We start from the raw sequence: 26,331 nt of genomic DNA, 5'->3' as shown, positions 1-26,331 counted from the left end.
ACGAGACGGCGGTTCCGTCGGCGTCGACCTGCACACTTGGTTGCGTGACCCAACCGACACGTGCCCCCGTCGACGCCGCGACCTCCCCCTGGCCGGCGTTGTGGGCCATGGTCATCGGGTTCTTCATGATCCTCGTCGACAACACGATCGTCTCGGTCGCGACGCCGGCGATCATCGAGGACCTGCAGACCGACTACAACAGCGGCATCTGGGTCACGAGCGCGTACCTGCTGGCCTACGCCGTGCCCCTGCTCGTCACCGGACGGCTCGGCGACCGGTTCGGGCCCAAGCGGGTCTACCTCGTCGGACTCGCGATCTTCACCCTCGCCTCGCTCTGGTGCGGCCTCACCGACTCCATCGGCGGGCTCATCGCCGCGCGGGTCGTGCAGGGCGTCGGCGCGTCGCTCATCACGCCGCAGACCATGTCGGTCATCACCCGCACCTTCCCCGCCGCCAAGCGCGGCAGCGCCATGGCGCTGTGGGGAGCGACCGCGGGCGTCGCGACGCTGGTCGGCCCCATCCTGGGTGGCGTGCTCGTCGACGCGGCCGGCTGGGAGTGGATCTTCTTCGTCAACGTGCCGGTCGGGATCGTGGGGTTCGTGCTCGCGATGCGGCTCGTGCCCACCCTCGAGACGCACGCGCACAGCTTCGACTGGCTGGGCGTGGCCCTGAGCGCGGCCGGCATGTTCCTGCTCGTGTTCGGGATCCAGGAGGGCGAGCGGTACGACTGGGGCACGATCGCCGGTCCGGTCAGCGTGCCGCTGCTCATCGGCGTCGGGGTCCTCGTGCTCGGGCTCTTCGTGGTCTGGCAGAGCCGGGTGCGCACCGAGCCGCTCGTGCCGCTGGGCCTGTTCCGCGACCGGAACTTCTCGGTGGGCAACCTGGGCATCGCCATGGTCTCGCTCGCCATCACCGCGATGAGCCTGCCGTTCATGTTCTACGCCCAGGGCGCGCGGGGCTGGAGCCCCACGGAGGCCGCGCTGTTCATGGCGCCCATGGCCGTGGTGCTGCTCGCGCTCTCGCCCGTCGTGGGCAAGCTGTCCGACCGCGTCCACCCGCGCATCCTCACCCTCGTGGGGTTCGGCACGGCCGCCGTCGCCATGCGCTGGCTCGGCTCGCTCGTCGACCCGACCACACCCGGGTGGCAGCTGTTGCTGCCGATGGCCCTGTTCGGCGTCTCCAACGCCTTCCTCTGGGCTCCGCTCAGCGCCACCGCGACCCGGAACCTCCCCCTGGCGTCCGCCGGCGCGGGCGCGGGCGTCTACAACACGACCCGACAGGTGGCCGCCGCGCTCGGCAGCGCGGCCGTGGCCGCCCTGATCGGTGCGCGGCTCTCGGCCAACGGTCTCGACGGCGACGCGGCGGCGTTCCAGTCGGCGGGCGGCGCGGCGATGCCGGCGCAGGTGGCCGATGCGTTCTCGCGCGCCATGTCCGAGGCGTTCTGGCTGCCCACCATCGCGTTCGTCGTCGGGCTCGTCGTCGTGCTCTTCTTCGAGCGGCCGCGGCACCAGGGGGCCCCACCGGCGACGGCTGCGAGCGCTCGGGCGACCGCGGAGCCGGCGACGCCGCCCGCTGCCTAGACTTCGGCAGGTGACCAGCACCCACGTCCTGACGCTGTCGTGCCCGGACCGCCCCGGACTCGTCTTCGCCGTCACCCGGTGGATCCACGAGACCGGCGGCAACATCCTGGACTCCCAGCAGTACACCGACCCCAGTGATGACGCGGACGCGAGCGGTGAGTTCTTCCTGCGCCTCCACGTCGACTTCGGCCCCGGTCGCGACGCCGGCGAGCTCACGCTGGGCTTCGCCCCCGTCGCGGCCGAGCTGGCGATGGACTTCCGCCTGGTCGAGGCCGAGCGCCCCGCCCGCACGCTGGTGCTCGTGTCCAAGGAGGGGCACTGCCTCAACGACCTGCTCTACCGGCAGAGCTCGGGGAGCCTGAACATCGAGGTGCCGGCCGTGGTGTCCAACCACCGCGACCTCGAGCGGCTCGCCTCGTCCTACGACGTGCCGTTCCACCACCTGCCCGTCACCCGCGAGACCAAGCCCGACGTCGAGGCCCGCGTGCTGGACCTGGTCGACGAGCTCGACATCGACCTCGTGGTGCTCGCGCGCTACATGCAGATCCTGAGCGACGACCTCTGCCGCGCGCTCGCCGGCCGGGCGATCAACATCCACCACAGCTTCCTGCCGAGCTTCAAGGGCGCCCGGCCGTACCACCAGGCCCACGACCGCGGGGTCAAGCTCATCGGCGCCACCGCGCACTACGTGACGGCCGACCTCGACGAGGGGCCGATCATCGAGCAGGGCGTGCAGCGGGTGGACCACCGGATGAGTCCGGCCGACCTCGCCCGCGTGGGGCGCGACGTCGAGGCCCAGACGCTCTCGCGGGCGGTGCGCCTGCACGCCGAGTCGCGGGTGCTCATGAACGGTCCGCGCACCGTCGTCTTCGCCTGACGCACGGTCGGTCGGGTCACCACTCCCAGCGAGCGGTGCACAGCCCGGGACCGAAGTCCGTCTGCCGGTGCAGGAGCCCGGTGGCCCCGTCGAGGGCCACGGGCCACTCGTGGCCGAGCCCCGCCTCCTGGAAGCCGACCCAGCACCTGCTGGGCAGCTGGTCGGGGTGGAAGCGGACCCACACCATGCACTGCTCGAGACGCTGCTCGGCCACCGCGCCCCACTCGGAGTCGAGAGCCGAGTCGTCCGTGACCGGGCACAGGACGATCTCGGTCACCACCGATTCCCCCAGCGAGAGGGGTCGGTCGAACCTCAGGCGTGCGGCACTGATCCCGTCGATGATGTCGACCACGCCGTCGACCGAGCAGCCCGAGACGGCTCGCATGACCGTGTCGGTGGCGAAGTCCGTCAGGCCCTCGAACTCCGTCGTGCCCGTGCCGACGCCCGGCGCCACGAACATCGTGACGCCAGCAGCGCCCTCGACGGCCGCCACGAAGACCTGCGTCACCCGCACCTGGCTGATCCGACGGTCGGCGTCGACGTCCACGACGAGGTCGAACGCGATGCGGTCCACCTCGTCCTCGCCGACGAGGCCACGGTCCCTGCCGACCTGACGCGCCAGGCCCACCAGGTCGTCGAACGGTGCCGGTCCGGTCCGCCCACGACGACGCAGGTGCGATGACAACGCACCCGGGTGGAGGCCGAGCAGCTCCTCGATCGCCACGAGCGCCTCCAGGGAGATCCTCCGTTGGGGCTCCCGCTGACCGGAGCGCCAGTAGGACAGGGCGGCCAGCGACACCGCGTGCCCGCGGTCTGCCAGGCGCGACCGGAGCCACGACAGGCCGACCCCGCGCGCGTCCAGCGCGTCGGAGAAGGCGTCGGCGAACCGCCGGCTCTCGGTCATGCAGGGATCGTGGCATGCGCAGCGCCGGGTGTCCGACGGACGGTCCGATGGCGCGGGCTCGCGGGTGAGGCGTGATTCACATGCAATCTTCACACCGTTGGGAGCGCTGTGTGAAGCGCGGAGTCCTAGGGTTGATTCCAAGAGCCGCGGTTCCGTTGCATCCAGGGGGTGACGGGCCGCGGTTCTCGTCCGTGTGCGTGTCCCGGGTCCCGCACGACGCTCGCCCTGGCACGACGTCTCACTCCTCGGCCGAGAAGTCCGGATGTTGAGACCAGCGATCCTGGCCTGGAAATGTCCCTACGGTCGTCCCGACGCACGCCACACGCAGACGTGCCCCGACCCGAGGACGACCATGACGACCACCCCCCGCCGACGACTCACCGCCACCGCGCTCGCCGCCGCTGCCGCCCTGGTGCTGGCGGCGTGCGGCTCCGGCGGAGGTGAGAGTGACGAGACCATCAGCATCGTCGGCTTCGCCGTGCCCGAGGCCGCCAACAAGGCGATCGCGGAGAAGTTCAACGAGACACCCGAGGGCGAGGGCGTGCGGTTCAAGACGTCCTACGGTGCTTCGGGCGACCAGAGCCGCGCCGTCGTCGACGGCCTGAAGGCCGACTACGTGCACCTGTCCGTGGCGACCGACGTCGACCGGCTCGTCGACGCGGGCCTCGTCGAGGACACCTGGGACGACGGCGAGAACAAGGGCATCGTGTCGACCTCGATCGTGGTGCTCGGCGTCCGCGAGGGGAACCCGAAGAACATCCAGGGCTGGGACGACCTCGTGAAGCCCGGCGTCGAGATCGTCACCGCCAACCCCGCCTCCTCCGGCGCGGCCCGCTGGAACGCCCTCGCCGCCTGGGGCAGCGTCACCGAGAACGGCGGCAGCAAGGCCGAGGCCACCGAGTACATCGACCGGCTGTTCAAGAACGTGGTGTCGCTGACCAACAGCGGCCGTGACGCGACCCAGAGCTTCCTCGGGGGCACCGGCGACGTCCTGCTCGCGTACGAGAACGAAGCCATCCTCGCCGCGCAGCAGGGCCAGGGCTTCGACTACGTCATCCCCGAGACCACGCTGCTCATCGAGAACCCTGGCGCGCTCCTGACGAAGCACACCCCCGCTGCCGAGTCCTGGCTCGACTTCGTGCTCGGCGAGACCGGTCAGCGCGAGTTCGCCCTCAAGGGCTTCCGCCCGCTGAACCTCGAGGAGCCGGGCACCGCCGACCTCGAGTCGGTCGGCCTCGAGGCGTCCGACATCAAGGGCGCCCCCGACCCGGCCGACCCGTTCCCCGCCGTGAAGAACCTGCTCACCCTCACCGACAACTTCGGCGGCCCGGGCTGGGGCGGTGTGAAGGACGAGCTGTTCGGCGACGGCAAGGACGGCGCTCCCGTCGGCATCGTCACCGACGCCATCTCGAAGTCCGGCAAGGCCTCCCAGTAGTCCATGACCAGCACCCGCACCCCGACGGGCCGGCCGGAGCGACGACTCCGGCCGGCCCTGCCGAGCACCCTCACCCGCACCTCGGGCCTCGGCCTCGGCATCGCGATGCTGTGGTTCAGCCTGCTCGTGCTGATCCCGCTGTGCGCCGTGGTCGTGACCGCGTCCGAGGGTGGCTGGGCGAACTTCTGGCGCGCCATCTCCAACGAGCAGACCCGAGCGGCCATCGCCGTCACGCTGCAGGCCGCCGCCGCCGTGACGCTGGTGAACGTCGTCGTCGGGACGATGATCGCGTGGGTGCTCGTCCGTGACCGCTTCTGGGGCAAGGCCGCCCTGGAGGTCGTCATCGACATCCCGTTCGCGTTGCCCACGATCGTGGCCGGCCTCGTCCTGCTCTCCCTGTACGGCAACGACGAGAGCCCCCTGGGCATCAACGTGGCCAACAGCGGTGCGTCGGTGTACCTGGCGTTCCTCTTCGTCACGCTGCCGTTCGTCGTGCGCATGGTCCAGCCGGTGCTCGAGGAGCTCGACCCGGAGGTCGAGGAGGCCGCCGCCTCCCTCGGGGCGAGCCGGTTCACGACCTTCCGTCGCGTGATCCTGCCGGGACTGGCCCCGGCGATCGCGGCCGGCGCCGCCCTCTCGTTCGCCCGCGGCGTGGGCGAGTACGGCTCGCTCGTGCTGCTGTCGGGCAACCTGCCCTTCACCTCCGAGGTCGCGTCGGTGCGCATCCTCGGGGCCATCGAGAACGACAACCCGGCCGCGGCCGCGTCGATCGCCACCCTGTTGCTGCTCGTCTCGCTGCTGACGATCATCGTGCTCGACCTCCTGCAGAGGAGGATCAGCGACCGTGGCTGACGCACGCCTCACCCGGCACCCGAAGGGGCCGGTCACCTACCTGCTGCGCGTCGTCGCCGTCGTGTACCTCGGCCTCCTCGTGGTGTGGCCTGTCGCGCTCGTGGTGACGAACACCTTCGAGAACGGGCTGGACTCGCTGCGCAGCCTGTTCGAGGACCCCGACATGGTGGCCGCCCTGCAGCTCACCGCCGTCGCGGCGCTCTGCGCCACCGCGATCAACCTCGTGTTCGGCGTCGGCATCTCCCTGCTGCTCGTGCGCTCGGAGTTCCCGGGCAAGCGGCTGCTGAGCGCCGCGCTCGACCTGCCGCTCTCGGTCTCGCCGATCGTCGTCGGCCTCGCGCTCGTGCTCGTCTACGGCGGGCGCGGGGGGTGGTTCGGACCGTCGCTCGAGAGCTGGGGAATCCAGATCATCTTCTCGACGCCCGGCATCGTCATGGCCACCGCGTTCGTCGCGCTGCCGCTCGTGATCCGCGAGGTCGTGCCGGTGCTCCGCGAGATCGGCACGGAGCAGGAGCAGGCCGCCCGCAGCCTCGGGGCGAACGGCTGGCAGACGTTCTGGCGGATCACCCTGCCGGGCATCCGTTGGGCGGTCGTCTACGGCGTCGTCCTCACGCTCGCCCGCTCGCTCGGCGAGTTCGGGGCCGTCAAGGTCGTCTCCGGCAACATCCTCGGCGAGACGCGCACGGCGACGCTCGCGGTCGAGGAGAAGTACCTCAACTTCGACGCCGAGGGCGCCTACGCGATCGCGTTCCTGCTCGCCAGCGTGTCCGTCGTGTGCATCGTCGTCGTCCAGATCCTGCGCTCGCGTGCCGAGCGCCACTAGTCCTCCGTCCAGTCCCCAGACCCGGGAGAAGCACCCATGAGCATCGACGTCGCAGGCGTCAGCAAGAGGTTCGGCGACTTCGTCGCGCTCGACGACGTCGACCTCGCCATCCCCACGGGACAGCTGACCGCGCTGCTCGGTCCGAGCGGCGGGGGCAAGACCACGCTGCTGCGCATCATCGCCGGCCTGGAGTCGGCCGACACCGGGTCGGTCGAGATCGAGGGCGTGAACGCCACGGCGCTGCCGGTGCAGAAGCGCAACGTCGGCTTCGTGTTCCAGCACTACGCGGCCTTCAAGCACCTCAGCGTCCGTCGCAACGTGGCGTTCGGCCTCGAGATCCGCAAGCGGCCGAAGGACGAGATCGAGGCGAAGGTCGACGAGCTGCTGCAGCTCGTGCACCTGGAGCAGTTCGCCGACCGACGCCCGGCCCAGCTGTCGGGAGGCCAGCGCCAGCGCATGGCCCTGGCCCGCGCCCTGGCCATCCAGCCGTCGGTGCTGCTGCTCGACGAGCCGTTCGGCGCGCTCGACGCCAAGGTGCGCAAGGAGCTGCGCGACTGGCTCCGACGTCTGCACGACGAGATGCACGTGACCACGGTCTTCGTGACCCACGACCAGGAGGAGGCGCTCGAGGTCGCCGACTCCATCGTCGTCATCAACGAGGGTCGCATCGAGCAGATCGGCACGCCCGACGACCTCTACGACAAGCCCGCCAGTGACTTCGTGCTGTCGTTCCTCGGTCCGGTCACCACCCTGGGCGACCACCTCGTGCGTCCGCACGACATCGAGATCTCGCGGTACGAGCAGGCCGCGACCGCGGTGGGCACGATCACCCGGTGGACGCGCATCGGCTTCGAGGTGCGCCTCGAGGTCACGCCGGAGGACGCGCGCCACCCAGCGCCGATCCTGGTGACCCTCACCCGGTCCGACGCGAACGCCCTGGGTCTGCACCAGGGCGACCGCGTGTGGCTGCGCCCCCGGCCCGGTTCCTCCTAGCGGGCCGAGGCCACGGTCCTGGACCGCTGTCCGCGCCGGGACCGACGGACGTGGACCGCCACCAGGCCGCCCACCGCGCTGACCCCCGCGGCGGCGAGGAACGCGGCGGGGTACCCGGCGGCCGGGACGAGCACCCCGATCACCGAGGAGCCGACGGCCTGCCCCAGGACGAGCACCACGAACAGCAGGGCCGTCCCCGACGCTCCGCGGGCCTCGTCGATCTCGATCGTCCAGACGATGAGCGCTCCCGACGCGGCGACGAAGCCCCACCCGAAGGCGGCACAGGCCGCCAGCGCGACCGGCGTGACGGCGGGCAGCAGTGCGAGCGTGGCCGTGGCGAGCGCGACGACTCCCGCCGTGAGGACCCACGACGCCCGCGGTCCGATCCGCTCCATCCTCCGGCTCGAGGCCGCCACGAGCGTCCCCCCGACACCCACGGCGATCCAGGCGACCACGGACGCCGTCCGACCCGTCCCCGCATCGACGAGCATGGCCCGCCCGTAGCTCCAGACGGCCGCCGAGCCGGCTCCCAGCAGCAGGGCCGCCGCGACGACCCGGGCGTGGGCGACCCACCACGCCGCCGGCAGCACACCGCGCGCCGAGCCCCCTGTGGACCCGACGCCGTTCCTGGACGCGGCCAGCACGAGGCCGGCCACGAGCACCGTGAACAGTCCGGACCACGCCCATGCGGCACGCCAGTCCGGCAGGAGCAGCAGGGCCAGCGCCCCGGCCGCGACGAGTCCGGGGCCCGTGCCGGAGTTCACCGCGGCCTGGGCGGCAGGACGCTCGCGCGTGGACGGGTCCTGCTGGAGGAGGGCGACCATGGCCGGCGAGGTGAGCCCCGCACCCGCCGACGCCACGACGGCGAGGAGCGCGAACGTCGGCACGTCGGGCGCCAGTGCCATGCCGAACGCGCCGCCGCCGGCCGTGGCCGCAGCCCCGACGACGAGCGCTCGAGCGTGCCTCGCGGCGAGGAGCAGCCCGGCGAGCGCCCCGAGGCAGTAGACGACCGAGGCCCCGCTGGAGACGAGACCGGCGGTGGCGACCCCGAGGCCGAGGTCGGCCTGCACGTCGGGCAGGTACAGCCCCGACGCCAGGCGGACCAGACCGTAGGTGGCCGCCACGAGGCCGAGACCGGAGGGGACGAGGAGGAGGGATAACGAAAACGTACGTTTCACTTTGCCGAGTCTAGGCTGACCCCATGCCCCTGCGCACCTCCACGGAAACCCGGCTGCTCGACGCCGCCGACGAGCTGTTCTTCCGGCACGGCGTCGCAGCCACCCCGATCGATGCCGTCATCGAGCGCGCCGGCGTCTCGGCCGCCACCCTCTACCGGGGCTTCGCCAGCAAGGAGGCGCTGCTCGCCGCGGCGCTCGAGCGTCGGCACCGCGCCTGGCTGGAGACGTGGGACGACGCGATCGCGGCGCAGGAGACACCCGAGGGCAGGCTCCTGGCCGTGTTCGACGCGCTCGACGCCTTCCGGGCCGGCTCCCTCGGCTCGCGCTGGTGCGCCTTCCTCGGCTCGGCCGCCGAGCACGCCGACCCGCCCGCGGAGCTCGCGGAGGCACTGCGCCGCGAGTCCGACGACCTGCGCGGCCGCCTCGTCGAGCTGGCGCGCGACGTCGATCCCCGGCGCGGCGACCAGCTGGGCGAGCAGCTGCTGCTGGTCGTGACCGGAGACCTCGCGATGCGGCTCCGGTCACCCGGGTGGACCACGGACGTGGCTCGCACCACCGCCACGACGCTGGTCCGGAGCTAGCCCGCGGCGGGCGACGCCTCGGACGCTGCACCACGGCTGCGGCGCTGGGCGCCCAGACCCACCACGAAGATCACGAGCCCGGCGATCGCCAGGCCGGCCCCGACCAGGCTCGGGGCCCGGTAGCCGTACCCGGCGGCGATCACGACGCCACCGAGCCACGCACCCAGGCCGTTGGCGATGTTCAGGGCCGAGTGGTTCAGGGCGGCACCCAGCATCTGCGCGTCGCCCGCGGCGTCCATGAGCCGGATCTGCAGACCGATCGCCACGAGGCTGCCGAGGGCACCGATCGCGAAGACACCGAGCGCCGCCCAGACGGCCATGCCGGCGGTCTGGTGGAAGACCACGAGCACGACGACCGTCGCGATGAAGCCGCCGATCACGAGCCGGGGCACGTCCCAGTCGGCGAGCGGCCCGGCGAGCCAGGAGCCGAGCACCGAGCCGACGCCGAACGCCAGCAGGAACCAGGGGATCGTCGCGTCGGCGAGCCCCGTGACGTCGGTGACGATCGGGGCGACGTAGCTGTACATGGCGAACAGGCCGCCGAAGCCGACCATGCCGGCCGTGACGGCGAATAGCACCTGGGGCCGCTTGAGGGCCGACAGCTCGCCCCTCATGCTGGCCGTGCGGTCACCCGGCTGGTGCGGCACGAACAGCAGCATCATCGCGGCCGCGAGGACGGCGAGGACGACGACCGCCCAGTAGGCGGCCCGCCACCCGAACGCCTGCCCGAGCCAGGTGGCCGCGGGGACGCCCGCGACCGTCGCGACGGAGAGGCCGAGCATGACCCGGCTGACCGCACGACCGCGTCGGTGCGCCGGCACGAGCGAGGCGGCGAGCAGCGAGGCCACGCCGAAGTAGGCACCGTGCGGGAGCCCCGCGAGGAACCGGGCCGCGAGCACGGGCACGTAGCCGCTCGCGAGCGCCGTGACGGCGTTGCCCACGCCGAGCGCCAGGATGAGCCCCACGGCGAGCTCGCGGCGCGGGAGCCGCGCACCGAGCGCCACGATGATCGGAGCCCCGACGACCACGCCGAAGGCGTAGGCCGTGATCACGTGCCCCGTGGTCGGGATCGACTCGTCGATGCCGACGGCGATCTCCTTGAGCAGGCCCATCGTCACGAACTCCGTCGTGCCGATCGCGAACCCGCCGAGCGCGAGCGCGACGATCGCCGCCCCGACGTGCGTGGCACGGGGCGACGGGGTGGCGGTCTCGGCTGCGAGGTCGACGGAGGAGGTCACGTGAAGAGCCAAGCACCTGCCGTCGGCGTGTTGTTCCCGGTGTGCGCGACATCATGCCCGCCGGCGGGCCGAGGCCAGGGGCGAGCGTCCCACCCATCGGTGCCTCAGCAACCGCAGAGGCCCTCCTGACGTTGCAGATCCACCGATGAACCGCTCACTCGACCACGATCGGTGCTTCAGCAACCGCAGGAGCGGTTCTGACGTTGCGGATCCACCGATGGGGGCGAGGGCGGAGGGCTGCACCGCGCGAACGCACGACGCCCCAAGACCGGTGGCCGTGGGGCGTCGAGGAGCGTCTGCGGTCAGAGCGACAGCGAGCCCAGCACCTCGGTGAAGGTGGTGGACGGACGCATCACGGCCGTGGCCTTCTCGTCGGACGGCCGGAAGTAGCCACCGATGTCGGCCGGGGAGCCCTGCACCGCGAGCAGCTCGTCGACGATCGTCTGCTCGTTGCTGCGCAGCGCACCGGCGACGTCGGCGAAGGCGGACGCCAGCTCGGCGTCCTCGGTCTGCTTCGCCAGCTCCTCGGCCCAGTAGAGCGCGAGGTAGAAGTGGCTGCCGCGGTTGTCGATCGTGCCGAGCTTGCGGCCGGGCGAGCGGTTCTCGTCGAGGAACGTCCCCGTGGCGCGGTCGAGCGTGTCGGCCAGGATCTGGGCGCGGGCGTTGCCGGCCGTGGTGGCCAGGTGCTCGAAGCTGGCCGCCAGCGCGAAGAACTCACCGAGGCTGTCCCAGCGCAGGTAGTTCTCCTTGACGAGCTGCTGCACGTGCTTGGGTGCCGAGCCGCCCGCGCCGGTCTCGAACAGTCCGCCGCCGTTGATGAGCGGCACGACCGACAGCATCTTGGCGCTCGTGCCGAGCTCCAGGATCGGGAACAGGTCGGTGTTGTAGTCGCGCAGCACGTTGCCGGTGACGCTGATCGTGTCCTCGCCGCGACGGATGCGCTCCACCGAGTAGGTGGTCGCCTCCGTCGGCGCCATGATCTCGATCGTCAGGCCGTCGGTGTCGAGCGACGGCAGGTAGTCGTTGACCTTGGCGATGAGGTTGGCGTCGTGGGCGCGGGTCTCGTCGAGCCAGAACACCGCCGGGGCGCCCGTGGCGCGGGCGCGGGTGACGGCGAGCTCGATCCAGTTGCGGATCGGCACGTCCTTCGTCTGGCAGGCGCGCCAGATGTCGTGCGGCTCCACGTCGTGCTCGATGAGCACGGTGCCCGCGGCGTCGACGACCTGGACGGTGCCCGCGGTCTCGATCTCGAACGTCTTGTCGTGGCTGCCGTACTCCTCGGCCGCCTGGGCCATGAGGCCGACGTTCGGCACCGAGCCCATCGTGGTCGGGTCGTACGCGCCGTTGGCCTTGCAGTCCTCGACGACGGCCTGGTAGATGCCGGCGTAGCTGGAGTCGGGGATGACCGCGAGGGTGTCGTGCTCCTGGCCGTCGGCGCCCCACATGTGGCCCGACGTCCGGATCATGGCCGGCATCGACGCATCGACGATGACGTCGCTCGGGACGTGCAGGTTGGTGATGCCCTTGTCGGAGTCGACGTAGGCCAGGCGCGGCCCCTCGGCCAGGCGCTGCTCGAAGGCCGCCTTGATCTCGGCGCCGTTCGACACGGCGTCCAGCCCGGAGAGGATGCCGCCGAGGCCGTCGTTGGCACTGAGTCCCGCCGCGGCGAGGTCGTCGCCGTAGCGCGCGAACACGTCGGCGAAGTAGGCCCGCACCACGTGGCCGAAGATGATCGGGTCGGAGACCTTCATCATCGTGGCCTTCAGGTGCACCGAGAACAGCACGTCGAGGTCCTGGGCGCGCTGGACCTGCTCGGCCAGGAACGCGTCGAGCGCCGCGGCCCGCATGACGGTGGCGTCGACGACCTCACCGGCCAGCACGGGCAGGGAGTCCTTGAGCACGGTCACGGTGCCGTCGGTGGCGACGTGCTGGATCGTCAGGGTGTCGTCGGACCCGAGGACCACGGACTTCTCGTTCGAGCGGAAGTCGTCGGCGCCCATCGTGGCCACCTCGGTCTTGGAGTCGCTGCTCCAGGCGCCCATCGAGTGCGGGTTCTTGCGGGCGTAGGCCTTGACCGACGCGGGGGCGCGGCGGTCGGAGTTGCCCTCACGCAGGACCGGGTTGACCGCACTGCCCTTGACCTTGTCGTAGCGGGCCTTGGCGTCCTTCTCGGCGTCGCTCGACGGGTTGTCGGGGTAGGCCGGCAGGTCGAAGCCCTGCTCCTGCAGCTCCTTGATCGCGGCCTTGAGCTGCGGGATCGAGGCGCTGATGTTGGGCAGCTTGATGATGTTCGCCTCGGGCGTCTTGGCAAGTGCTCCGAGCTCGGCGAGCGCGTCGTCGACCTGCTGGTCGGCGGGCAGCAGGTCCGCGAAGACCGCCAGGATGCGCCCGGACAGGGAGATGTCGCGCGTCTCCACGTCGACGCCGGCCGTCGAGGCGTAGGCCTCGATGACGGGCAGGAACGAGTAGGTCGCCAGCAGCGGGGCCTCGTCGGTGTGCGTGTAGATGATCTTGGCCATCGCGGGCCACTCCTCGGGGTCGGCCGAAAGTCTCTCGACCTCAAGATATCCCTTCGGCGTCGGCGCGCGCCGCCCCGTCCCCCGCCCGGCCCCAGGACCGCTCCGTCCGGTCCCTCACTCGACGGCGGCCACCGCCAGGCGCAGCACGGCCTCGGCCCGCTCGGTGAGCCGGTCCTGGTCGCCGCCGAGCACGTTCGTCGTGACGACCACGCTGCCGAGGTCGGCGGCACCGGCCGCCTGCGTGCCGTACCCACCGGCGAGGCTGCCGAACGCGATCTCCGCCGCCCCGAGTCCGTCGACAGCGGTGACCTCGGGATCCTCCATCACCGACGTCATGCCCGAGCGGTAGGCCGCGTACCCGCCGTTGTCCTCGGCGGGGACGACCCCGTAGGAGCCGCTGACACCGCGCGGGTCCTCCTCGCCGAAGTCGCAGGTGTCGACCGGGCCCGGTTCCGTCGTCACGGTGACGCCGAGCGCGTCGCCGAGCTCCTCGGCCGAGACGAGCGAGCACAGGTCGTCCGGCACGTCGGCGCCCTTCTCGGGCGCCGCCCCGGCGGTGGCCCCGGACGAGGTGCCGGCCGCGGGGTCGTCGCCGGCAGGAGCCTCGCCTCCTCCGCAGGCTGCGAGGCCGAGCAGGGCGAGCGTGGCGAGGCCGACGAGGCACGTGCGCATGGGGGTTCCTCCAGGGTCGTGGGCGGCGGCCGGGAGCCGTGGCCCCAGGCTCGGCCCCCCGGGCTGTCGACGGCGATGGGGAAACGGCCTCATCCACCGGCCCGACGGCGGTACCGTCTGACGGTGGGTCGAGTCGACGACGTCTCCCGAGTGGTGGCAGCCCTCCTGTGCGGCGGCCAGGCCGAGGCCGGCAGCGAGGCGGACGAGGCCCAGGACCGCGACGCCTGGCGCGCGCTCGTCGCATTCTGGTTCGGTGGCACCGACGAGACGCTCCAGCACGCCGGCCGTGCCCTCGCGGCGGCCGAGGACCCGCTCGGTCGGGCCCTCGCCCTCGCGACCGTCGGGCTGGCTCGGGCGCGGAACCGCGACCCGGTGCTGACCGACCCGTTCGACGAGCTCGAGCAGGTGCTGCGCGGTCGCGACCAGCGCGATCCCGCCTGGTGGTTCGCCCGGACCCTCGCCGCGGAGGCCGCCCTCACCTGCGCGCAGGTCGACCGCGCCCTCGCCCTGCTCCCCGACTCACAGGTCCCGTCACCGTGGGAGGGCACGGCGGTCGAGGTCCTCCAGCGTCAGCTGCGGGTCCGTGCGCTCGCCTTCGGCGGCAGGATCGACCACGCGCGGCACGAGGTCGATGCGCTCGCGTCCGTCGCCACGACCCACGACCTCGCACGTCTCGCAGCCGGACTGCGCGCGCTCGTGCTGGGGAACGCCGAGCCCGCCGGCGCCGACGCCACCCACGCCCTCGTGGCCGACGTCGCCGCCAGCCCGGTCCGCGACGACCACGTCGGTCGGGGGTCGCTCCTGCTGGCCGCGTTCGGGGCGGTCGCCACCGGCGACGTGCGCAGCGCAGCCACCCTGGTGCTCCGTGCAGGCGGCGACGCCAGCCTCTCGGCGCTCACCGTGGTGGACCAGGCCCTCGGGCTCGAGCTGCTCGTGGCCGTCGGCGAGCTCGACGGCGACCAGGAGGCCGTCCGCGCCTGGGCCAGCCTCGCCGCCCCGCTCGCAGCACATCCGGCGGCGGCGTCCACGGTGCTCAGGATCCGCGCTCGCGAGGCTGCGCTGCTCGGAGACGCCGGTGCGGCGGTCCTGCTCGCCGAGCAGGCCGTCGAGTCAGCCGAGGCAGCAGGTCGGGCCGTCGAGGCAGCCGAGGGTCGCGTGGTGCTGGCCCGGTCCCACCTGCTCGCCCGGCAGGTCAAGGAGGCCACCCGCACGCTGCGTGAGGCCGTCTCCGTCGCCGACCCCGGCGGCCACGCCGCGGTGCGTCGCTCGGCGTCCCAGGTCCTGAGCACGGCAGGTCGGCGCCTGCCCCCGGTCAGCGCCGGCGGCTGGTCCGTGCTCTCGCCCCGTGAGCGCGACGTGGCCGACCTCGTGCTGCGTGGCCTGGACCAGCACGCCATTGCGCAGTCGCTGTTCCTCTCCCCCGGCACCGTGCGTTCCCACGTCTCCCGCATCCTCTGCGCCTTCGGCGTCGGCACCCGCGTCGGTCTGTTGTCCGCGGTCGGCCCACGCGGTGACGACCCCGGTCGCGACCCCGACGACCTCACGCCCCGTCAGCGCGACGTGGTCGGGCTGCTCGCGCAGGGGCGCAGCAACGTCGAGGTCGCCGCCGCGCTGGAGATCAGCGTCAAGGCGGTCGAGAAGCACGTCAGCGACGCCCTGGTCCGGTGGGACGCCGCCAGCCGATTCGAGCTGGCCCGGCAGTGGTTGAGGGCCGAGGCGGCAGTACCGGCCCCGCCCGCGGCGACGGAGCCCTCGCCCGCCGGCGCGTGACCTCGACTCGCGACTTCCGGGTTCCCGGGTGACGGTGGAGGGACACAGACTTCGAAGGAGCGGACCATGACGCACCACGTCCCCCAGCCCGACGACGGCACGGCCGTCGCGACCGCACCCACCCCCGAGGCCAAGAAGGGCTCGACCACCGAGACCGGCGCACCCGCCGGCTCGGACCGCAACAGCCTGACCCTCGGCGCCGACGGCCCGATCCTGCTCCACGACCGGCACCTGCTGGAGCAGATGGCCCACTTCAACCGTGAGCGCGTGCCCGAGCGCAACGTGCACGCCAAGGGCTCCGGCGCCTTCGGCACCTTCACGACGACCGAGGACGTGAGCGCGTACACCAAGGCCGCGCTCTTCCAGCCCGGCGTCGAGACCGAGATGCTGGCGCGGTTCTCCACCGTCGCGGGCGAGCAGGGCTCCCCCGACACCTGGCGCGACCCGCGCGGCTTCGCGCTGAAGTTCTACACGACCGAGGGCAACTACAACCTCGTCGGCAACAACACCCCGGTCTTCTTCGTCCGCGACACGATGAAGTTCCAGCACTTCATCCGCAGCCAGAAGCGACGCGGCGCCAGCGGGCTGCGCGACAACCACATGCAGTGGGACTTCTGGTCGCTCAACCCCGAGTCCGCGCACCAGGTGACCTACCTGATGGGTGATCGCGGCATCCCGCGCTCCTGGCGGCACATGAACGGCTACGGCTCGCACACCTTCCTGTGGATCAACGAGGCCGGTGACAAGCACTGGGTCAAGTACCACTTCCACAGCCAGCAGGGCGTGCAGGGACTCACCGGCGAGGACGCCGACACGATCGCCGGCCACGACGCCGACTTCCACCGTCGCGACCTGTTCGAGTCCATCGACGCCGGAGAGTTCCCGTCGTGGCGCCTGTCGGTGCAGCTCATGCCGTACGAGGACGCGAAGACCTACCGGCTCAACCCGTTCGACCTCACCAAGGTGTGGCCGCACGAGGACTACCCGCTGGTCGAGGTCGGGACCATGACCCTGAACCGGAACCCGGAGAACTTCTTCGCCGAGATCGAGCAGGCGGCCTTCGAGCCGTCGGCGATCGTGCCGGGCATCGGATTCAGCCCCGACAAGATGCTCCTGGGCCGAGTGTTCTCCTACTCCGACACCCAGCGCTACCGCATCGGGCCGAACTACCACCAGCTGCCGGTGAACCGGCCGAAGAACGTGGCGCACCACAACACCTACACGTTCGACGGTCCCATGGCCTACGACCACAGCGGCGACGAGGCGAAGTACGCGCCCAACAGCGCGGGGCGCGGCTACAGCGACGAGACCGGACCCGTCGACGACGGCTGGGAGGCCGACGGAGCGATGGTGCGCCAGGCCTACACCCTCCGCCCGGACGACGACGACTTCAGCCAGGCCGGCGCCCTCGTGCGCGACGTCTGGGACGACGCCCAGCGCGAGCGGTTCGTCGAGACCGTGGCCGGCCACCTGCTCGGCGGGGTGAAGGGCGACGTCCTGGAGCGGGCCTTCGACTACTGGAAGAACGTCGATGCCGACACCGGCAAGCAGATCGAGGAGCTCACGCGGGCCGGCCTCGGGGGCGACAACCCCGGCGGTGAGGACGACCAGGCCAAGGACCTGACCGCCAACGCCCTCGTCGAGACCCGCACCCACGCCGGCTGACCCTCCGTGACGTGACGGCCCCCCTGCACGCGCAGGGGGGCCTGCGTTACGTTCGTCACAGTGCCCTGGTCCGGGCGCCCCTCGGCTCATCCGCACCTCAGCTCATCCGTACAGACCTCCGTCGCCCCACCACCTCAAGGAGCATCGAGTGACCACTCCCGTCAAGGTCGCCGTCACCGGCGCCGCCGGCCAGATCGGCTACAGCCTCCTCTTCCGGATCGCCTCCGGCGCCCTGCTCGGACCCGACACCCCGGTCCAGCTGCGGCTGCTCGAGATCACCCCGGCCCTCAAGGCGCTCGAGGGCGTCGTGATGGAGCTCGACGACTGCGCCTTCACCACGCTCGACTCCGTCGAGATCGGTGACGACGCCGAGCACATCTTCGACGGCGTCAACCTGGCCCTGCTCGTGGGCGCCCGCCCCCGCACCAAGGGCATGGAGCGCGGCGACCTGCTCGAGGCCAACGGCGCGATCTTCACCGCCCAGGGCAAGGCCCTCAACGCGGTCGCGGCCGACGACGTGCGCATCGGCGTCACCGGCAACCCGGCGAACACCAACGCGCTCATCGCCATGAGCAACGCGCCCGACATCCCGCGCGAGCGCTTCAGCGCCCTGACGCGGCTCGACCACAACCGCGCACTCAGCCAGCTGGCCGCCAAGACCGGCTCGAAGGTCGGCGACATCACGAAGCTGACCATCTGGGGCAACCACTCCGCCACGCAGTACCCGGACGTCTTCCACGCCGAGATCGGTGGCCGTCCCGCCGCCGAGGTCGTCGACGACCAGGCCTGGATCGAGGACACCTTCATCCCGACCGTCGCCAAGCGCGGCGCGGCCATCATCGAGGCGCGCGGCGCCTCGTCGGCCGCCTCCGCCGCGTCGGCCACCATCGACGCCGCCCGCGACTGGCTGCACGGCACGCCGGAGGGCGACTGGGCCTCCATGGCCGTCGTCTCCGACGGCTCCTACGGCGTCCCCGAGGGCCTGATCTACTCCTACCCCGTCACCACGAGCAACGGTGACTGGGAGATCGTCCAGGGCCTGGAGATCGACGACTTCAGCCGGGCGCGCATGGACGCCACCGCGGCCGAGCTGGTCGAGGAGCGCGACGCGGTCAAGGAGCTCGGCCTGATCTGAGCTCCACCCTCAGCACGACGCACGGTCCCCTCCCACCCGGACGGGGACCGTGCGTCGTTCGTGTCCTGCCTCAGGCCGGCGGGCTGTTCCCTGCCTCAGGCCGGCGGGCCGGGCGGCACGATCAGGGCCAGCAGGCTCAGGCTCGCGCCCAGCACCGTCATCCAGACGATGTCGAACGTCCGGCCGCGCACCCGGAGCATCCCCACGTGGTCCGGTGGCACCACCACACGGGCGATCGCGCCCAGCACGAACGTCACGCCCACGACCATCAGGCCGGCCCGCCAGGCGCCGAACGCCACGAGGACGAGCCCGACCGCCACCCCCACGAGCAGGAGCAGGTAGATCTGCGATCCGCGGCTGCGCGGCAGAGGCACCTTCACCGCGCCGTCATCCCCGGCTCGCGACGATCTTCTCGGCCTCGTCGACCACGTTGCTCAGCAGCATCGCCCGCGTCATCGGACCCACGCCGCCGGGATTGGGGGCCACCCAGCCGGCCACGTCCATCACGCCGGGGTGCAGGTCGCCGACGATCTTGCCGGCCTCGTCGCGGCTGACCCCGACGTCGAGCAGGGCGGCACCGGGCTTGACCATGTCGGCAGTGATGATGCCCGGCACGCCGGCCGCGGCGACGACGATGTCGGCGCGCCGCACCTCGGCGGCGAGGTCGCGCGTGCCCGTGTGGCACAGCGTGACGGTGGCGTTCTCCGAGCGTCGCGTGAGCAGCAGTCCCATGGGACGGCCGACGGTGATGCCGCGACCGACGACCACGACGTTCGCCCCCGCGATCGGCACGTCGTGGCGGCGCAGCAGCTCCACGATCCCGCGGGGCGTGCACGGCAGCGGGGCGGGCTCACCGAGCACCAGCCAGCCCAGGTTGGTGGGGTGCAGCCCGTCGGCGTCCTTCGCCGGGTCGATCCGGCCGATCACGGCGTTCTCGTCGATCCCGCGCGGCAGCGGCAGCTGCACGATGTAGAGGGTGCAGTCGGGGTCGGCGTTCAGGCCGTCGACCGCCGCCTCGATCTCGGCCTGCGTCGCCGACGCCGGGAGGTCGACGCGGATCGACTCGATCCCGATCTGGGCGCAGTCGCGGTGCTTGGCGTCCACGTACCAGCGGCTACCCGGGTCGTCGCCGACCAGGATGGTGCCCAGACCCGGCACCAGCCCACGCTCCCGCAGGGCTGCCACCCTGCCGGTGAGCTCCGTCTTGATGGCCGCGGCCACCGCCTTGCCGTCGAGGATCTGCGCCGTCACGCGCACGAGTCTGTCACGGCTCGGCGCCCGCGAGGAACATGACCCGATGGACACTCCCCCTACACTCAGGTCCGGGAGAGTGACCCGCCTCGGTGGTCACGCTGCAGATCGGCAGGACGGTCCCGGTGCCGCACGGCACCGCACGGGAGAGGGTGACGGATGACGACGCGGGCACAGCTGTCCCAGGAGCGCAGTCGGCAGCGACGCGACGAGCTCGTCGCCGCCGCCATCGAGCTGTTCGCCGAAGGCGGCGCACGCGCCGTCACGCACCGCGCGGTCGCACGACGAGCCGGGCTCCCCCCGGCCACCACCACCTACTACTTCGCCTCGATCGAGGAGCTGCTCCGCGAGGCCCTGCGCGACCACATCGGACGGTGGCGGGCCTCGCTCGACACGCTGGCCGGCTTCGACTCCGGGCCCCGGACGCTGCGGGTCTGCGACGTGACCCCCACCATCGTGGGCGTGTTCTCGGCCCGCGGTCCCGAGGTCGCCGCCCTCGAGCTCTCGATCTACCTCGCCGCGACCCGCGACGAGGCCCTGCGCGACGAGGCCGCCAGCGCGCTTCGCAGCTTCGAGCAGCTCACCATCGGCTGGCTCACGGCTCTCGGCGTCCCCGCCCCCGAGCGACTCGCCGGCGCCCTCCTGACCGCGGTGGCCGGCACCGCTCTGCGCCGCCAGTCGGGCCTCTACTCCGAGACCGAGGAGGCCGAGCGCATGAGCGAGACCTTGCGCGACCTGGTCGGCGCCCACCTCCTGGGACGAGACGTGATCGACGGGGCTCTCGCCAAAGCGACCGGTGCGTCATTAGACTGACGATCAACAGTCTCGGGGTACACGAAGCGAAGGACGACGCGATCATGCTCGTTGGTGCCTTGGACGTCCCCAGCCCCGGACGCGGCCGTTCATGACCGACAGCACCCCTCCTGGGGGACGTGCCCGGCTCAGCCAGGAACGCAGCCGGGTCCGCCGTGACCAGCTCATCACCGCCGCGGCCACCCTCTTCGCCGAGGGTGGCACCAAGGCCGTGACCCACCGGTCCGTGAGCGAGGCCGCCGACGTGCCGCTCGCCACGGTGTCCTACTACTTCGCCTCGATCGAGCAGCTCGTCGACGTGGTGTTCAGCCAGACCCTCGCGTCCTGGAACGAGACCTGGAACGCGCTGCAGCCAGAGCCCGGCACCGTCCTCACCCCCGACGAGGTCGGGGCCATCTTCGAGCGGCTGCTCTCCGACCACACCTCGACGTCGGCTGCGCAGCAGATGCAGGTCTACCTGGCGACGTTCTCCCGGCCCCACCTCATGGACGACCTGCACGCCATGCGGGCCAACGTGGGTGCGTCGATGATCTCGCTCGTCCAGGCCGCCGGCGTGGAGGACAGCGTCGAGTGCGTCCGGGCGCTGTCGGTGCTCTACACCGGAGCCCTCGTGTCGATCACCGACCCGTCGGACGACATCGCCTCCGTGGCCGCGCTGCTGCGCCGCCAGGTCGTGCGCGTCCTCGAGGACGGTCTGCGCACGAGCTCCTGACGCCGCGCCGACCGCGCGTCAGTGGAAGAAGTGACGCGTCCCGGTCACGTACATCGTCACGCCCGCAGCCTGCGCTGCGGCGATCGTCTCGTCGTCACGCACCGACCCGCCCGGCTGGACGATGGCGCGCACGCCCGCGTCGATGAGGATCTGCGGACCGTCGGCGAACGGGAAGAACGCGTCCGACGCGGCCACGGCACCCCGGGCCCGATCCTCGCCCGCTCGCTCGACGGCCAGACGGCACGAGTCGACCCGGTTGACCTGTCCCATGCCGATGCCCACCGACCCGCCGTCCTTGGCCAGGAGGATGGCGTTCGACTTGACCGCTCGGACCGCCGTCCAGGCGAAGGCCAGGTCGGCGAGGAGCGCGTCGTCGGCCGGATCGCCGGACACCAGCGTCCAGGAGGCGGGGTCGTCACCTGCGGCGTCGACGTGGTCGACCTGCTGGACCAGTCGCCCACCCGAGATCGGGCGCACCTCCGTGTCGGTCGCGGCGCCGTCGGTCTGCGCCGGCGCGGGTGACCGCAGGATCCTGATGTTCTTCTTGCCCTGCAGCACCTCCACGGCGCCCGGCTCGTAGTCGGGGGCCACGATCACCTCGGTGAAGACCTCGGCCACCTGCTCGGCCATCGCCACGCTCACCGGCCGGTTGGCGGCGATGACGCCACCGAAGGCGGACACCGGGTCGCACGCGTGGGCGCGGGCGTGCGCCTGCGCCACGTCGGCGCCGACGGCGATCCCGCACGGGTTGGCGTGCTTGATGATCGCCACGGCGGGCTCGTCGTGGTCGAACGCCGCGCGTCGCGCCGCGTCGGTGTCGACGTAGTTGTTGTAGCTCATCTCCTTGCCGTGCAGCTGCTCGGCGGAGGCGAGACCACCGGTGCCGTCGGCGTAGAGAGCGGCCTGCTGGTGCGGGTTCTCGCCGTACCGCAGCACCGACGTCAGCGTGCCGGCGGACCCTGCGAAGGCCGGCCAGCCCCCGTCGACCGACTCGTCACGCGTGTACTCGCCGGCGAACCACTCGGCGACGGCCACGTCGTACGCGGCGGTGTGGGCGAAGGCCTGGGCCGCGAGCCGCTTGCGCTGCTCGAGCGTGAAGCCGCCGCCGGCCAGCGCCTGCGAGACGTCGGCGTAGGCGTCGGGCGAGGTCACGATCGCGACGCTCGGGTGGTTCTTGGCGGCCGCGCGCACCATCGAGGGACCGCCGATGTCGATCTGCTCGACGCACTCGTCCGGCGTGGCGCCCGAGGCCACCGTCTCGCGGAAGGGATAGAGGTTGACGACGACGAGGTCGAACGGCTCCACGCCCAGCTCGGCCAGCTGGGCCGTGTGGGACTCCAGCCGGGTGTCGGCCAGGATGCCGGCGTGCACGCGCGGGTGCAGGGTCTTGACCCGGCCGTCGAGGCACTCGGGGAAGCCGGTCAGCTCCTCGACCGGTGTCACGGGGACGCCCGCGGCCTCGATGGTGCGGGCCGTCGACCCGGTCGAGACGATGGCGACGTCGGCGGCGTGCAGCGCCTGGGCCAGCTGCTCGAGCCCGGTCTTGTCGTACACCGAGACGAGGGCGCGCTTGATCTGTCGTGTGCTCATGCAGGGTCTCCGAGCTCGATGGTGCGGTCGTTGAGGGTGAAGCCGCGGCGCGCCAGCTCGCCGACGGAGTCGACGAGCATGCGACGCTCGCTGGTCTTGATGCGTTCGTGCAGCGTGGTCTCGTCGTCGTCGGGGAGCACCGGCACGGCCACCTGGGCCACGATCGGCCCGGTGTCGACCCCGGCGTCGACGACGAACAGCGTGGCCCCGGTGATCTTGACGCCGTACGCGAGCGCGTCACGGGGGCCGTGCATGCCGGGGAACGACGGCGAGAGCGCCGGGTGCGTGTTGAGCGTGCGACCGCCGAAGCGGGCCAGGAAGTGGGGTCCGGCGAGCTTCATGAAGCCGGCGAGGACGACGAGGTCGGGTTCGTGGGCGGCGACCTGCTCGGTCAGGGCAGCGTCCCAGGAGTCGCGGTCGGGGTGGTCGCCGAGCCGCTCGACGAACGTGGGGACGCCTGCACGCTCCGCGCGGGCGAGTCCCTCGATGCCGTCGCGGTCGGCGCCGACCGCGACGATCGTGGCGCCGTAGGTCGGGTCAGTCGTCGCGTCGATCAGGGCCTGGAGGTTGGTGCCGGAGCCGGAGACGAGGACGACGAGGCGAGCGCTCTGACGTCGCGGACTCTGGGGCACGGGCGCCACGATAGTGCGACGCCAACGCACCGAGCGCACCGCCCAGGGCCATGACGGGCACCGCGACGAGCAGGGGCGTGAGTGCGGGCGGGCCCGCCTCCGCGAGGCGTCCGGGACCCACGGCGCCCCCGGAGATGCCCACCACGACCCCCACGAGCAGGCCCGCGACGCCGCCGGCCACCGCGCCCTGGGCGCACCGGGCGAGCACGGGCCGGTCGTGGATGCCCAGCAGCGGACCGGACGAGCGCGGCAGCCGCCACCCGGCCACGAACCCGGCGAGCACGGGCAGCAGACCGAGCGCGACCACGACGTCGCCGAAGGCGCCGGGCGCGGGCAGGGCCGCCAGCACCGGCAGCCCCGGGACGGCACCGAGCTGGGACCCCGTGAGGTCGACCGACGTCTGGGACCCGAGGACGAAGCCGGGGCCGAGCAGGACCGACGTCGCCCAGGCGACCATGGTCGGCACGGCGAGCAGGCAGAGCAGCGCGAGGGCCGGAGCACCCGCGAGACCCGGATCGAGGAGGGCCCACAGCTGCGACGCCCGGTCGACGTGCAGCACCAGCAGCGCGAGCACCACGACCGCGGCCGCGGCGAGCAGGACGAGCGCGCCCAGGGCGCCGGCGCGCACGGCCTGGCGGACGTCGGCCCGACGCCACGCGTCGGGCCAGAGGTCACGGCCGCGTCCGTGCGGGAGCGTGGCCCCGAGCGCGGCGCCGACACCGGAGACCACGAAGGCCGCCGCTGCCGCGCGCACGGGGTGCACGACGATCGAGGGAGTGCTGGCCACGCTGGCCAGGACGGCGGCGAGCACGCCGCAGGTCCCCGCGACGGTGGCGGCGAACGCGCCCGGCGAGTCCACCGGGTCCGGCGTCATGGCGTGCGCCACCCGAGCGGTCAGCGCCACGCACAGCAGCACCCCGCCGAGCGGCACGAGACCGAGCGTGGCGCCCTGGAGCTCGAGGCCGGAGCCTTGGAGGACGAGCCAGGCGCGGGCGCCCGTGCGCAGCGCCGGGACGAGGTCGGCCCCGCTCAGCAGCGCCACCCCCGAGCCCAGCACCAAGGCCGTGATCACGGTCAGGATCGCGGTGAGGAAGCCCGGACGCAGCGGTGCGGTCGCGACGGTCGGGTTCACCCCACCATCCTCCCGGTAAGGTCGTGGCGTTCCGACAAGCCACGCCGACACCCCCGAGGAGGCGAGCTCGATGACCCGCGTCGACGAGTTCACCAGCTTCTACGAGGCGACCTCGGCGACCTGTCTGCGTGCGGTGTACGCCATGTGCGGCGACCGCCAGGTGGCCCAGGAGGCCACCGTCGACGCCTACCGTCGGGCCTGGCGCGACTGGTCGAAGATCCGCCAGCGCGACCCGCTCGCCTACGTCCGCACCGAGGCGTGGAAGCTCACCGCGCTCAGCCGTGGCACCCATCCCCTGCGACGCCGCCACGAGGAGGACGCCGACACCGCGCTCCTCGAGGCGCTGCACGACCTGTCGGCCGACGACCGCCGTCTCATCGTCCTGCTGACCCTGGGCGACACAGACCTCGACCAGGCCTCGCGCGAGGTCGGGGTGAGCGCCGAGGAGGGCATCGAGGCGGTCACCACGGCGCTCGACGGCCTCGAGAAGCGCCTCGACCTCTCGCTCGCCGACCTCGAGGACCGGCTCAAGGGCCTCGGCGCCGTCACCGGGCAGCTCAGCATGCCCGGAGCCGACGAGGTGCGGACGGCAGCGCGTCGAGGTCGACGCCGCAACACCGTCGCGCTCGTCGCGGCGAGCGTCGTCGCCGTGCTCGCCGGCGGGCTGGTGGCCACCGACGGCGACGCCCTGGCCACGCAGAGCGACCTGCCGTACCGCGAGAAGCTCGGCGCGGAGCGCCCCGACCTGGTGCTCGAGGCACGCAAGATCACCGCCGAGAACCTGCTGTCCCCGGCCCAGGTGGCCCGGCTCGACCCCGACCAGCGGTGGTCGTCGTCGGGAACCGACGAGGACCCGAAGAACGAGACCCCGTACGCCACGTGCCCGCCGCAGCGCTTCGCCGACTCCGATCCCCTGCGGGTCTTCGTGCGCACGTTCGCCGGCAGCGGCGACGCCGACGACCGGGTCGCCGAGTCGATCGAGGTCTCGCGCGACACCGCCGCCGCGGAGAAGGCCTACGACACCACGCTGGGCTGGTACGCCGACTGCAGCCACCCACGCGTCCAGCTGGTCGGCTCCTACGTGGTCAAGCGCCCGTTCGGCGACTTCCAGATCCTGCGCCTGCGGTCCCACCGGTCGCCGCAGAAGGTCTTCACCGTCGGCCTCGCGCACTCCGGCCGCGTCACCAGCACGCTGGTCCACGAGCGCACCGGAGCCTCGGGCCCGGACATCCAGGCGTTCGCGACGGCGCTCAACGCGTCCGTCGAGAAGGTCTGCCGTGACAGCGGCGGACGCTGCACCGACGACTTCGAGGTCGTCCGGACCATCCCGCCGCGCACGTCGAGCTCGGTGGCCTTCCTGGGCACCGTCGACCTGCCGCCGATCGCCGACATCGACAAGGTGTGGTCGGGCACCCGACCGCTGCGACCGGAGACCAACCCCGCAGCCACCCAGTGCGACGAGGCCGACTTCCGCCGCAAGGGCCTGGAGTCCACCGCCTCGCGCGTCTTCGTCATCCCCGACGCCGTCGGCGTCCCCGCCGAGTTCGGCATCACCGAGACGGTCGGGCGGTACTCCAGCGACGACGCGGCGAAGAAGCTCGTCGACAAGGTGCGCGACGACATCGACGACTGCCCCGACGCGAACCTCTCCGCGGAGGTGACCCAGGAGAAGAAGATCGAGGGCTCCGGCTTCAGCGGCCGGTCCTGGAAGATCAGCCTCGAGGTCTCCGAGGGCGACCGCGTCGTCATCCGCACGGGCATCGTGCGGCGGGGCAAGGCCGTCGCCCAGGTGACCATGACGCCCGTGGGCGACTACGACGTGGACCGCAAGACCTGGGAGGCCCTCGTCAAGCGGGCCGGTGAGCGCCTCACCTACGCCCCGACCTCCTGAGCCCGACCTCCTGAGCCGGGCCCCCTGAGCCGAGCCTCCTGAGCCGGGCCGTCCGCTCTCGTCCCACCTGTCCCGGGGCGGGCTTCCT

The 26,331-nt window shown here is 72.3% G+C and carries 23 protein-coding genes; 13 read left to right on the top strand and 10 right to left on the bottom strand.

Going from position 1 to position 26,331, the window contains the following annotated elements; all coding sequences use genetic code 11:
- The first annotated feature begins 44 nt into the window (after positions 1 to 44).
- Together ASF37_RS16505 and purU are read left to right on the top strand one after the other, a co-directional pair.
- The gene (locus ASF37_RS16505) at positions 45 to 1,580 is read left to right on the top strand and encodes a DHA2 family efflux MFS transporter permease subunit (protein ID WP_055969314.1); all 1,536 of its coding nucleotides are present in this window, start codon (positions 45 to 47) and stop codon (positions 1,578 to 1,580) included.
- Positions 1,581 to 1,590: 10 nt separating this feature from the next.
- The gene (gene purU, locus ASF37_RS16500; protein WP_156368234.1) at positions 1,591 to 2,457 is read left to right on the top strand and encodes a formyltetrahydrofolate deformylase; all 867 of its coding nucleotides are present in this window, start codon (positions 1,591 to 1,593) and stop codon (positions 2,455 to 2,457) included.
- A 16-nt stretch (positions 2,458 to 2,473) separates the two neighbouring features.
- Here the strand turns inward: purU and ASF37_RS16495 are convergent, their stop codons facing one another.
- Positions 2,474 to 3,361, bottom strand: a complete 888-nt coding sequence (locus ASF37_RS16495; RefSeq protein WP_055969317.1) for a hypothetical protein — start codon at positions 3,359 to 3,361, stop codon at positions 2,474 to 2,476.
- A gap of 352 nt (positions 3,362 to 3,713) precedes the next feature.
- Between ASF37_RS16495 and ASF37_RS16490 the strand changes: the two genes are divergently transcribed.
- Genes ASF37_RS16490 through ASF37_RS16475 form a run of 4 tightly spaced genes read left to right on the top strand, consistent with a single transcriptional unit; the run spans position 3,714 to position 7,464 of the window.
- Positions 3,714 to 4,796 carry a sulfate ABC transporter substrate-binding protein gene (locus tag ASF37_RS16490; protein WP_056552619.1) on the top strand — a complete coding sequence of 361 codons (1,083 nt, stop codon included), beginning with the start codon at positions 3,714 to 3,716 and terminating at the stop codon, positions 4,794 to 4,796.
- A 3-nt stretch (positions 4,797 to 4,799) separates the two neighbouring features.
- The gene (gene cysT / locus ASF37_RS16485; protein ID WP_056581741.1) at positions 4,800 to 5,648 is read left to right on the top strand and encodes a sulfate ABC transporter permease subunit CysT; all 849 of its coding nucleotides are present in this window, start codon (positions 4,800 to 4,802) and stop codon (positions 5,646 to 5,648) included.
- Complete coding sequence (locus tag ASF37_RS16480; RefSeq protein WP_055969327.1) at positions 5,641 to 6,471, top strand: sulfate ABC transporter permease; 831 nt, start codon at positions 5,641 to 5,643, stop codon at positions 6,469 to 6,471. Before cysT ends, ASF37_RS16480 begins: the two co-directional genes overlap by 8 nt.
- A gap of 36 nt (positions 6,472 to 6,507) precedes the next feature.
- On the top strand, positions 6,508 to 7,464 hold the full coding sequence (locus tag ASF37_RS16475; RefSeq protein ID WP_055969330.1) for a sulfate/molybdate ABC transporter ATP-binding protein: 957 nt from the start codon (positions 6,508 to 6,510) through the stop codon (positions 7,462 to 7,464).
- Here ASF37_RS16475 and ASF37_RS16470 read toward each other — a convergent pair.
- Positions 7,461 to 8,642 carry an MFS transporter gene (locus ASF37_RS16470; protein ID WP_156368233.1) on the bottom strand — a complete coding sequence of 394 codons (1,182 nt, stop codon included), beginning with the start codon at positions 8,640 to 8,642 and terminating at the stop codon, positions 7,461 to 7,463. The two genes, ASF37_RS16475 and ASF37_RS16470, sit on opposite strands and share 4 nt — an antisense overlap.
- 23 nt (positions 8,643 to 8,665) lie before the next feature.
- Here ASF37_RS16470 and ASF37_RS16465 point away from each other — a divergent pair, with 23 nt between their 5' ends.
- A complete protein-coding gene (locus tag ASF37_RS16465) occupies positions 8,666 to 9,223 on the top strand; it encodes a TetR/AcrR family transcriptional regulator (RefSeq protein WP_055969336.1) in 558 nt (185 codons plus the stop codon).
- Here ASF37_RS16465 and ASF37_RS16460 read toward each other — a convergent pair.
- The 3 genes from ASF37_RS16460 to ASF37_RS16450 form a co-directional block, all read right to left on the bottom strand.
- Positions 9,220 to 10,461: an MFS transporter gene (locus ASF37_RS16460; protein WP_056574632.1), complete on the bottom strand. Its 1,242-nt coding sequence runs from the start codon at positions 10,459 to 10,461 to the stop codon at positions 9,220 to 9,222. The genes ASF37_RS16465 and ASF37_RS16460 overlap by 4 nt on opposite strands.
- A gap of 302 nt (positions 10,462 to 10,763) precedes the next feature.
- Positions 10,764 to 12,980: an NADP-dependent isocitrate dehydrogenase gene (locus ASF37_RS16455; RefSeq protein WP_055969343.1), complete on the bottom strand. Its 2,217-nt coding sequence runs from the start codon at positions 12,978 to 12,980 to the stop codon at positions 10,764 to 10,766.
- Positions 12,981 to 13,094: 114 nt separating this feature from the next.
- Entirely contained in the window at positions 13,095 to 13,652 is a 558-nt protein-coding gene (locus ASF37_RS16450) for a hypothetical protein (protein ID WP_055969346.1), read from the bottom strand.
- 123 nt (positions 13,653 to 13,775) lie between these two features.
- Between ASF37_RS16450 and ASF37_RS16445 the strand changes: the two genes are divergently transcribed.
- From ASF37_RS16445 to ASF37_RS16435, 3 genes are all read left to right on the top strand, one after another.
- On the top strand, positions 13,776 to 15,422 hold the full coding sequence (locus tag ASF37_RS16445) for a LuxR family transcriptional regulator (RefSeq protein ID WP_156366829.1): 1,647 nt from the start codon (positions 13,776 to 13,778) through the stop codon (positions 15,420 to 15,422).
- Between the two features lie 66 nt (positions 15,423 to 15,488).
- Positions 15,489 to 17,087 carry a catalase gene (locus ASF37_RS16440; protein WP_056574637.1) on the top strand — a complete coding sequence of 533 codons (1,599 nt, stop codon included), beginning with the start codon at positions 15,489 to 15,491 and terminating at the stop codon, positions 17,085 to 17,087.
- Between the two features lie 148 nt (positions 17,088 to 17,235).
- A complete protein-coding gene (locus tag ASF37_RS16435; RefSeq protein WP_056574640.1) occupies positions 17,236 to 18,222 on the top strand; it encodes a malate dehydrogenase in 987 nt (328 codons plus the stop codon).
- 95 nt (positions 18,223 to 18,317) lie between these two features.
- Here the strand turns inward: ASF37_RS16435 and ASF37_RS16430 are convergent, their stop codons facing one another.
- Both ASF37_RS16430 and ASF37_RS16425 read right to left on the bottom strand, forming a co-directional pair.
- On the bottom strand, positions 18,318 to 18,602 hold the full coding sequence (locus tag ASF37_RS16430) for a DUF3017 domain-containing protein (protein WP_055969355.1): 285 nt from the start codon (positions 18,600 to 18,602) through the stop codon (positions 18,318 to 18,320).
- 7 nt (positions 18,603 to 18,609) lie between these two features.
- Positions 18,610 to 19,473, bottom strand: coding sequence for a bifunctional methylenetetrahydrofolate dehydrogenase/methenyltetrahydrofolate cyclohydrolase (locus ASF37_RS16425; protein WP_055970272.1), 864 nt, complete (start codon positions 19,471 to 19,473; stop codon positions 18,610 to 18,612).
- A gap of 159 nt (positions 19,474 to 19,632) precedes the next feature.
- On the opposite strand from ASF37_RS16425, the gene ASF37_RS16420 reads away from it, so the two are divergent.
- Both ASF37_RS16420 and ASF37_RS16415 read left to right on the top strand, forming a co-directional pair.
- Positions 19,633 to 20,286, top strand: coding sequence for a TetR/AcrR family transcriptional regulator (locus tag ASF37_RS16420; protein ID WP_055969358.1), 654 nt, complete (start codon positions 19,633 to 19,635; stop codon positions 20,284 to 20,286).
- Positions 20,287 to 20,377: 91 nt separating this feature from the next.
- On the top strand, positions 20,378 to 20,998 hold the full coding sequence (locus ASF37_RS16415; RefSeq protein WP_055969360.1) for a TetR/AcrR family transcriptional regulator: 621 nt from the start codon (positions 20,378 to 20,380) through the stop codon (positions 20,996 to 20,998).
- Positions 20,999 to 21,016: 18 nt separating this feature from the next.
- On the opposite strand, the gene purH is transcribed toward ASF37_RS16415, so the two are convergent.
- The 3 genes from purH to ASF37_RS17300 are packed head-to-tail and all read right to left on the bottom strand — an operon-like array spanning position 21,017 to position 24,352.
- Positions 21,017 to 22,588: a bifunctional phosphoribosylaminoimidazolecarboxamide formyltransferase/IMP cyclohydrolase gene (gene purH, locus ASF37_RS16410; RefSeq protein ID WP_055969365.1), complete on the bottom strand. Its 1,572-nt coding sequence runs from the start codon at positions 22,586 to 22,588 to the stop codon at positions 21,017 to 21,019.
- A complete protein-coding gene (gene purN, locus ASF37_RS16405) occupies positions 22,585 to 23,220 on the bottom strand; it encodes a phosphoribosylglycinamide formyltransferase (protein ID WP_055969366.1) in 636 nt (211 codons plus the stop codon). The genes purH and purN overlap by 4 nt, the downstream gene beginning before the upstream one ends.
- Positions 23,126 to 24,352 carry a DUF6350 family protein gene (locus tag ASF37_RS17300; protein WP_055969369.1) on the bottom strand — a complete coding sequence of 409 codons (1,227 nt, stop codon included), beginning with the start codon at positions 24,350 to 24,352 and terminating at the stop codon, positions 23,126 to 23,128. Before ASF37_RS17300 ends, purN begins: the two co-directional genes overlap by 95 nt.
- Positions 24,353 to 24,422: 70 nt before the next feature.
- Here ASF37_RS17300 and ASF37_RS16395 point away from each other — a divergent pair, with 70 nt between their 5' ends.
- The gene (locus tag ASF37_RS16395) at positions 24,423 to 26,243 is read left to right on the top strand and encodes a sigma-70 family RNA polymerase sigma factor (RefSeq protein ID WP_055969372.1); all 1,821 of its coding nucleotides are present in this window, start codon (positions 24,423 to 24,425) and stop codon (positions 26,241 to 26,243) included.
- Positions 26,244 to 26,331 lie beyond the last annotated feature (88 nt).

This window comes from Aeromicrobium sp. Leaf289, from assembly GCF_001423335.1.
In the GTDB taxonomy this organism is placed as follows: domain Bacteria; phylum Actinomycetota; class Actinomycetes; order Propionibacteriales; family Nocardioidaceae; genus Aeromicrobium.
The sequence above is the reverse complement of the archived record's forward strand: the minus strand, read 5'-3'. Positions and strand labels throughout refer to the sequence as shown.

Coding starts and splice junctions, on each gene's coding strand:
- ASF37_RS16395 (WP_055969372.1), top strand. CDS start 24,423: ATGACCCGCGTCGACGAGTTCACCAGCTTCTACGAGGCGACCTCGGCG.
- ASF37_RS16495 (WP_055969317.1), bottom strand. CDS start 3,361: ATGACCGAGAGCCGGCGGTTCGCCGACGCCTTCTCCGACGCGCTGGAC.
- cysT (WP_056581741.1), top strand. CDS start 4,800: ATGACCAGCACCCGCACCCCGACGGGCCGGCCGGAGCGACGACTCCGG.
- ASF37_RS16450 (WP_055969346.1), bottom strand. CDS start 13,652: ATGCGCACGTGCCTCGTCGGCCTCGCCACGCTCGCCCTGCTCGGCCTC.
- ASF37_RS16465 (WP_055969336.1), top strand. CDS start 8,666: ATGCCCCTGCGCACCTCCACGGAAACCCGGCTGCTCGACGCCGCCGAC.
- ASF37_RS16455 (WP_055969343.1), bottom strand. CDS start 12,980: ATGGCCAAGATCATCTACACGCACACCGACGAGGCCCCGCTGCTGGCG.
- ASF37_RS16415 (WP_055969360.1), top strand. CDS start 20,378: ATGACCGACAGCACCCCTCCTGGGGGACGTGCCCGGCTCAGCCAGGAA.
- ASF37_RS16490 (WP_056552619.1), top strand. CDS start 3,714: ATGACGACCACCCCCCGCCGACGACTCACCGCCACCGCGCTCGCCGCC.
- ASF37_RS16440 (WP_056574637.1), top strand. CDS start 15,489: ATGACGCACCACGTCCCCCAGCCCGACGACGGCACGGCCGTCGCGACC.
- ASF37_RS16475 (WP_055969330.1), top strand. CDS start 6,508: ATGAGCATCGACGTCGCAGGCGTCAGCAAGAGGTTCGGCGACTTCGTC.
- ASF37_RS16420 (WP_055969358.1), top strand. CDS start 19,633: ATGACGACGCGGGCACAGCTGTCCCAGGAGCGCAGTCGGCAGCGACGC.
- purH (WP_055969365.1), bottom strand. CDS start 22,588: ATGAGCACACGACAGATCAAGCGCGCCCTCGTCTCGGTGTACGACAAG.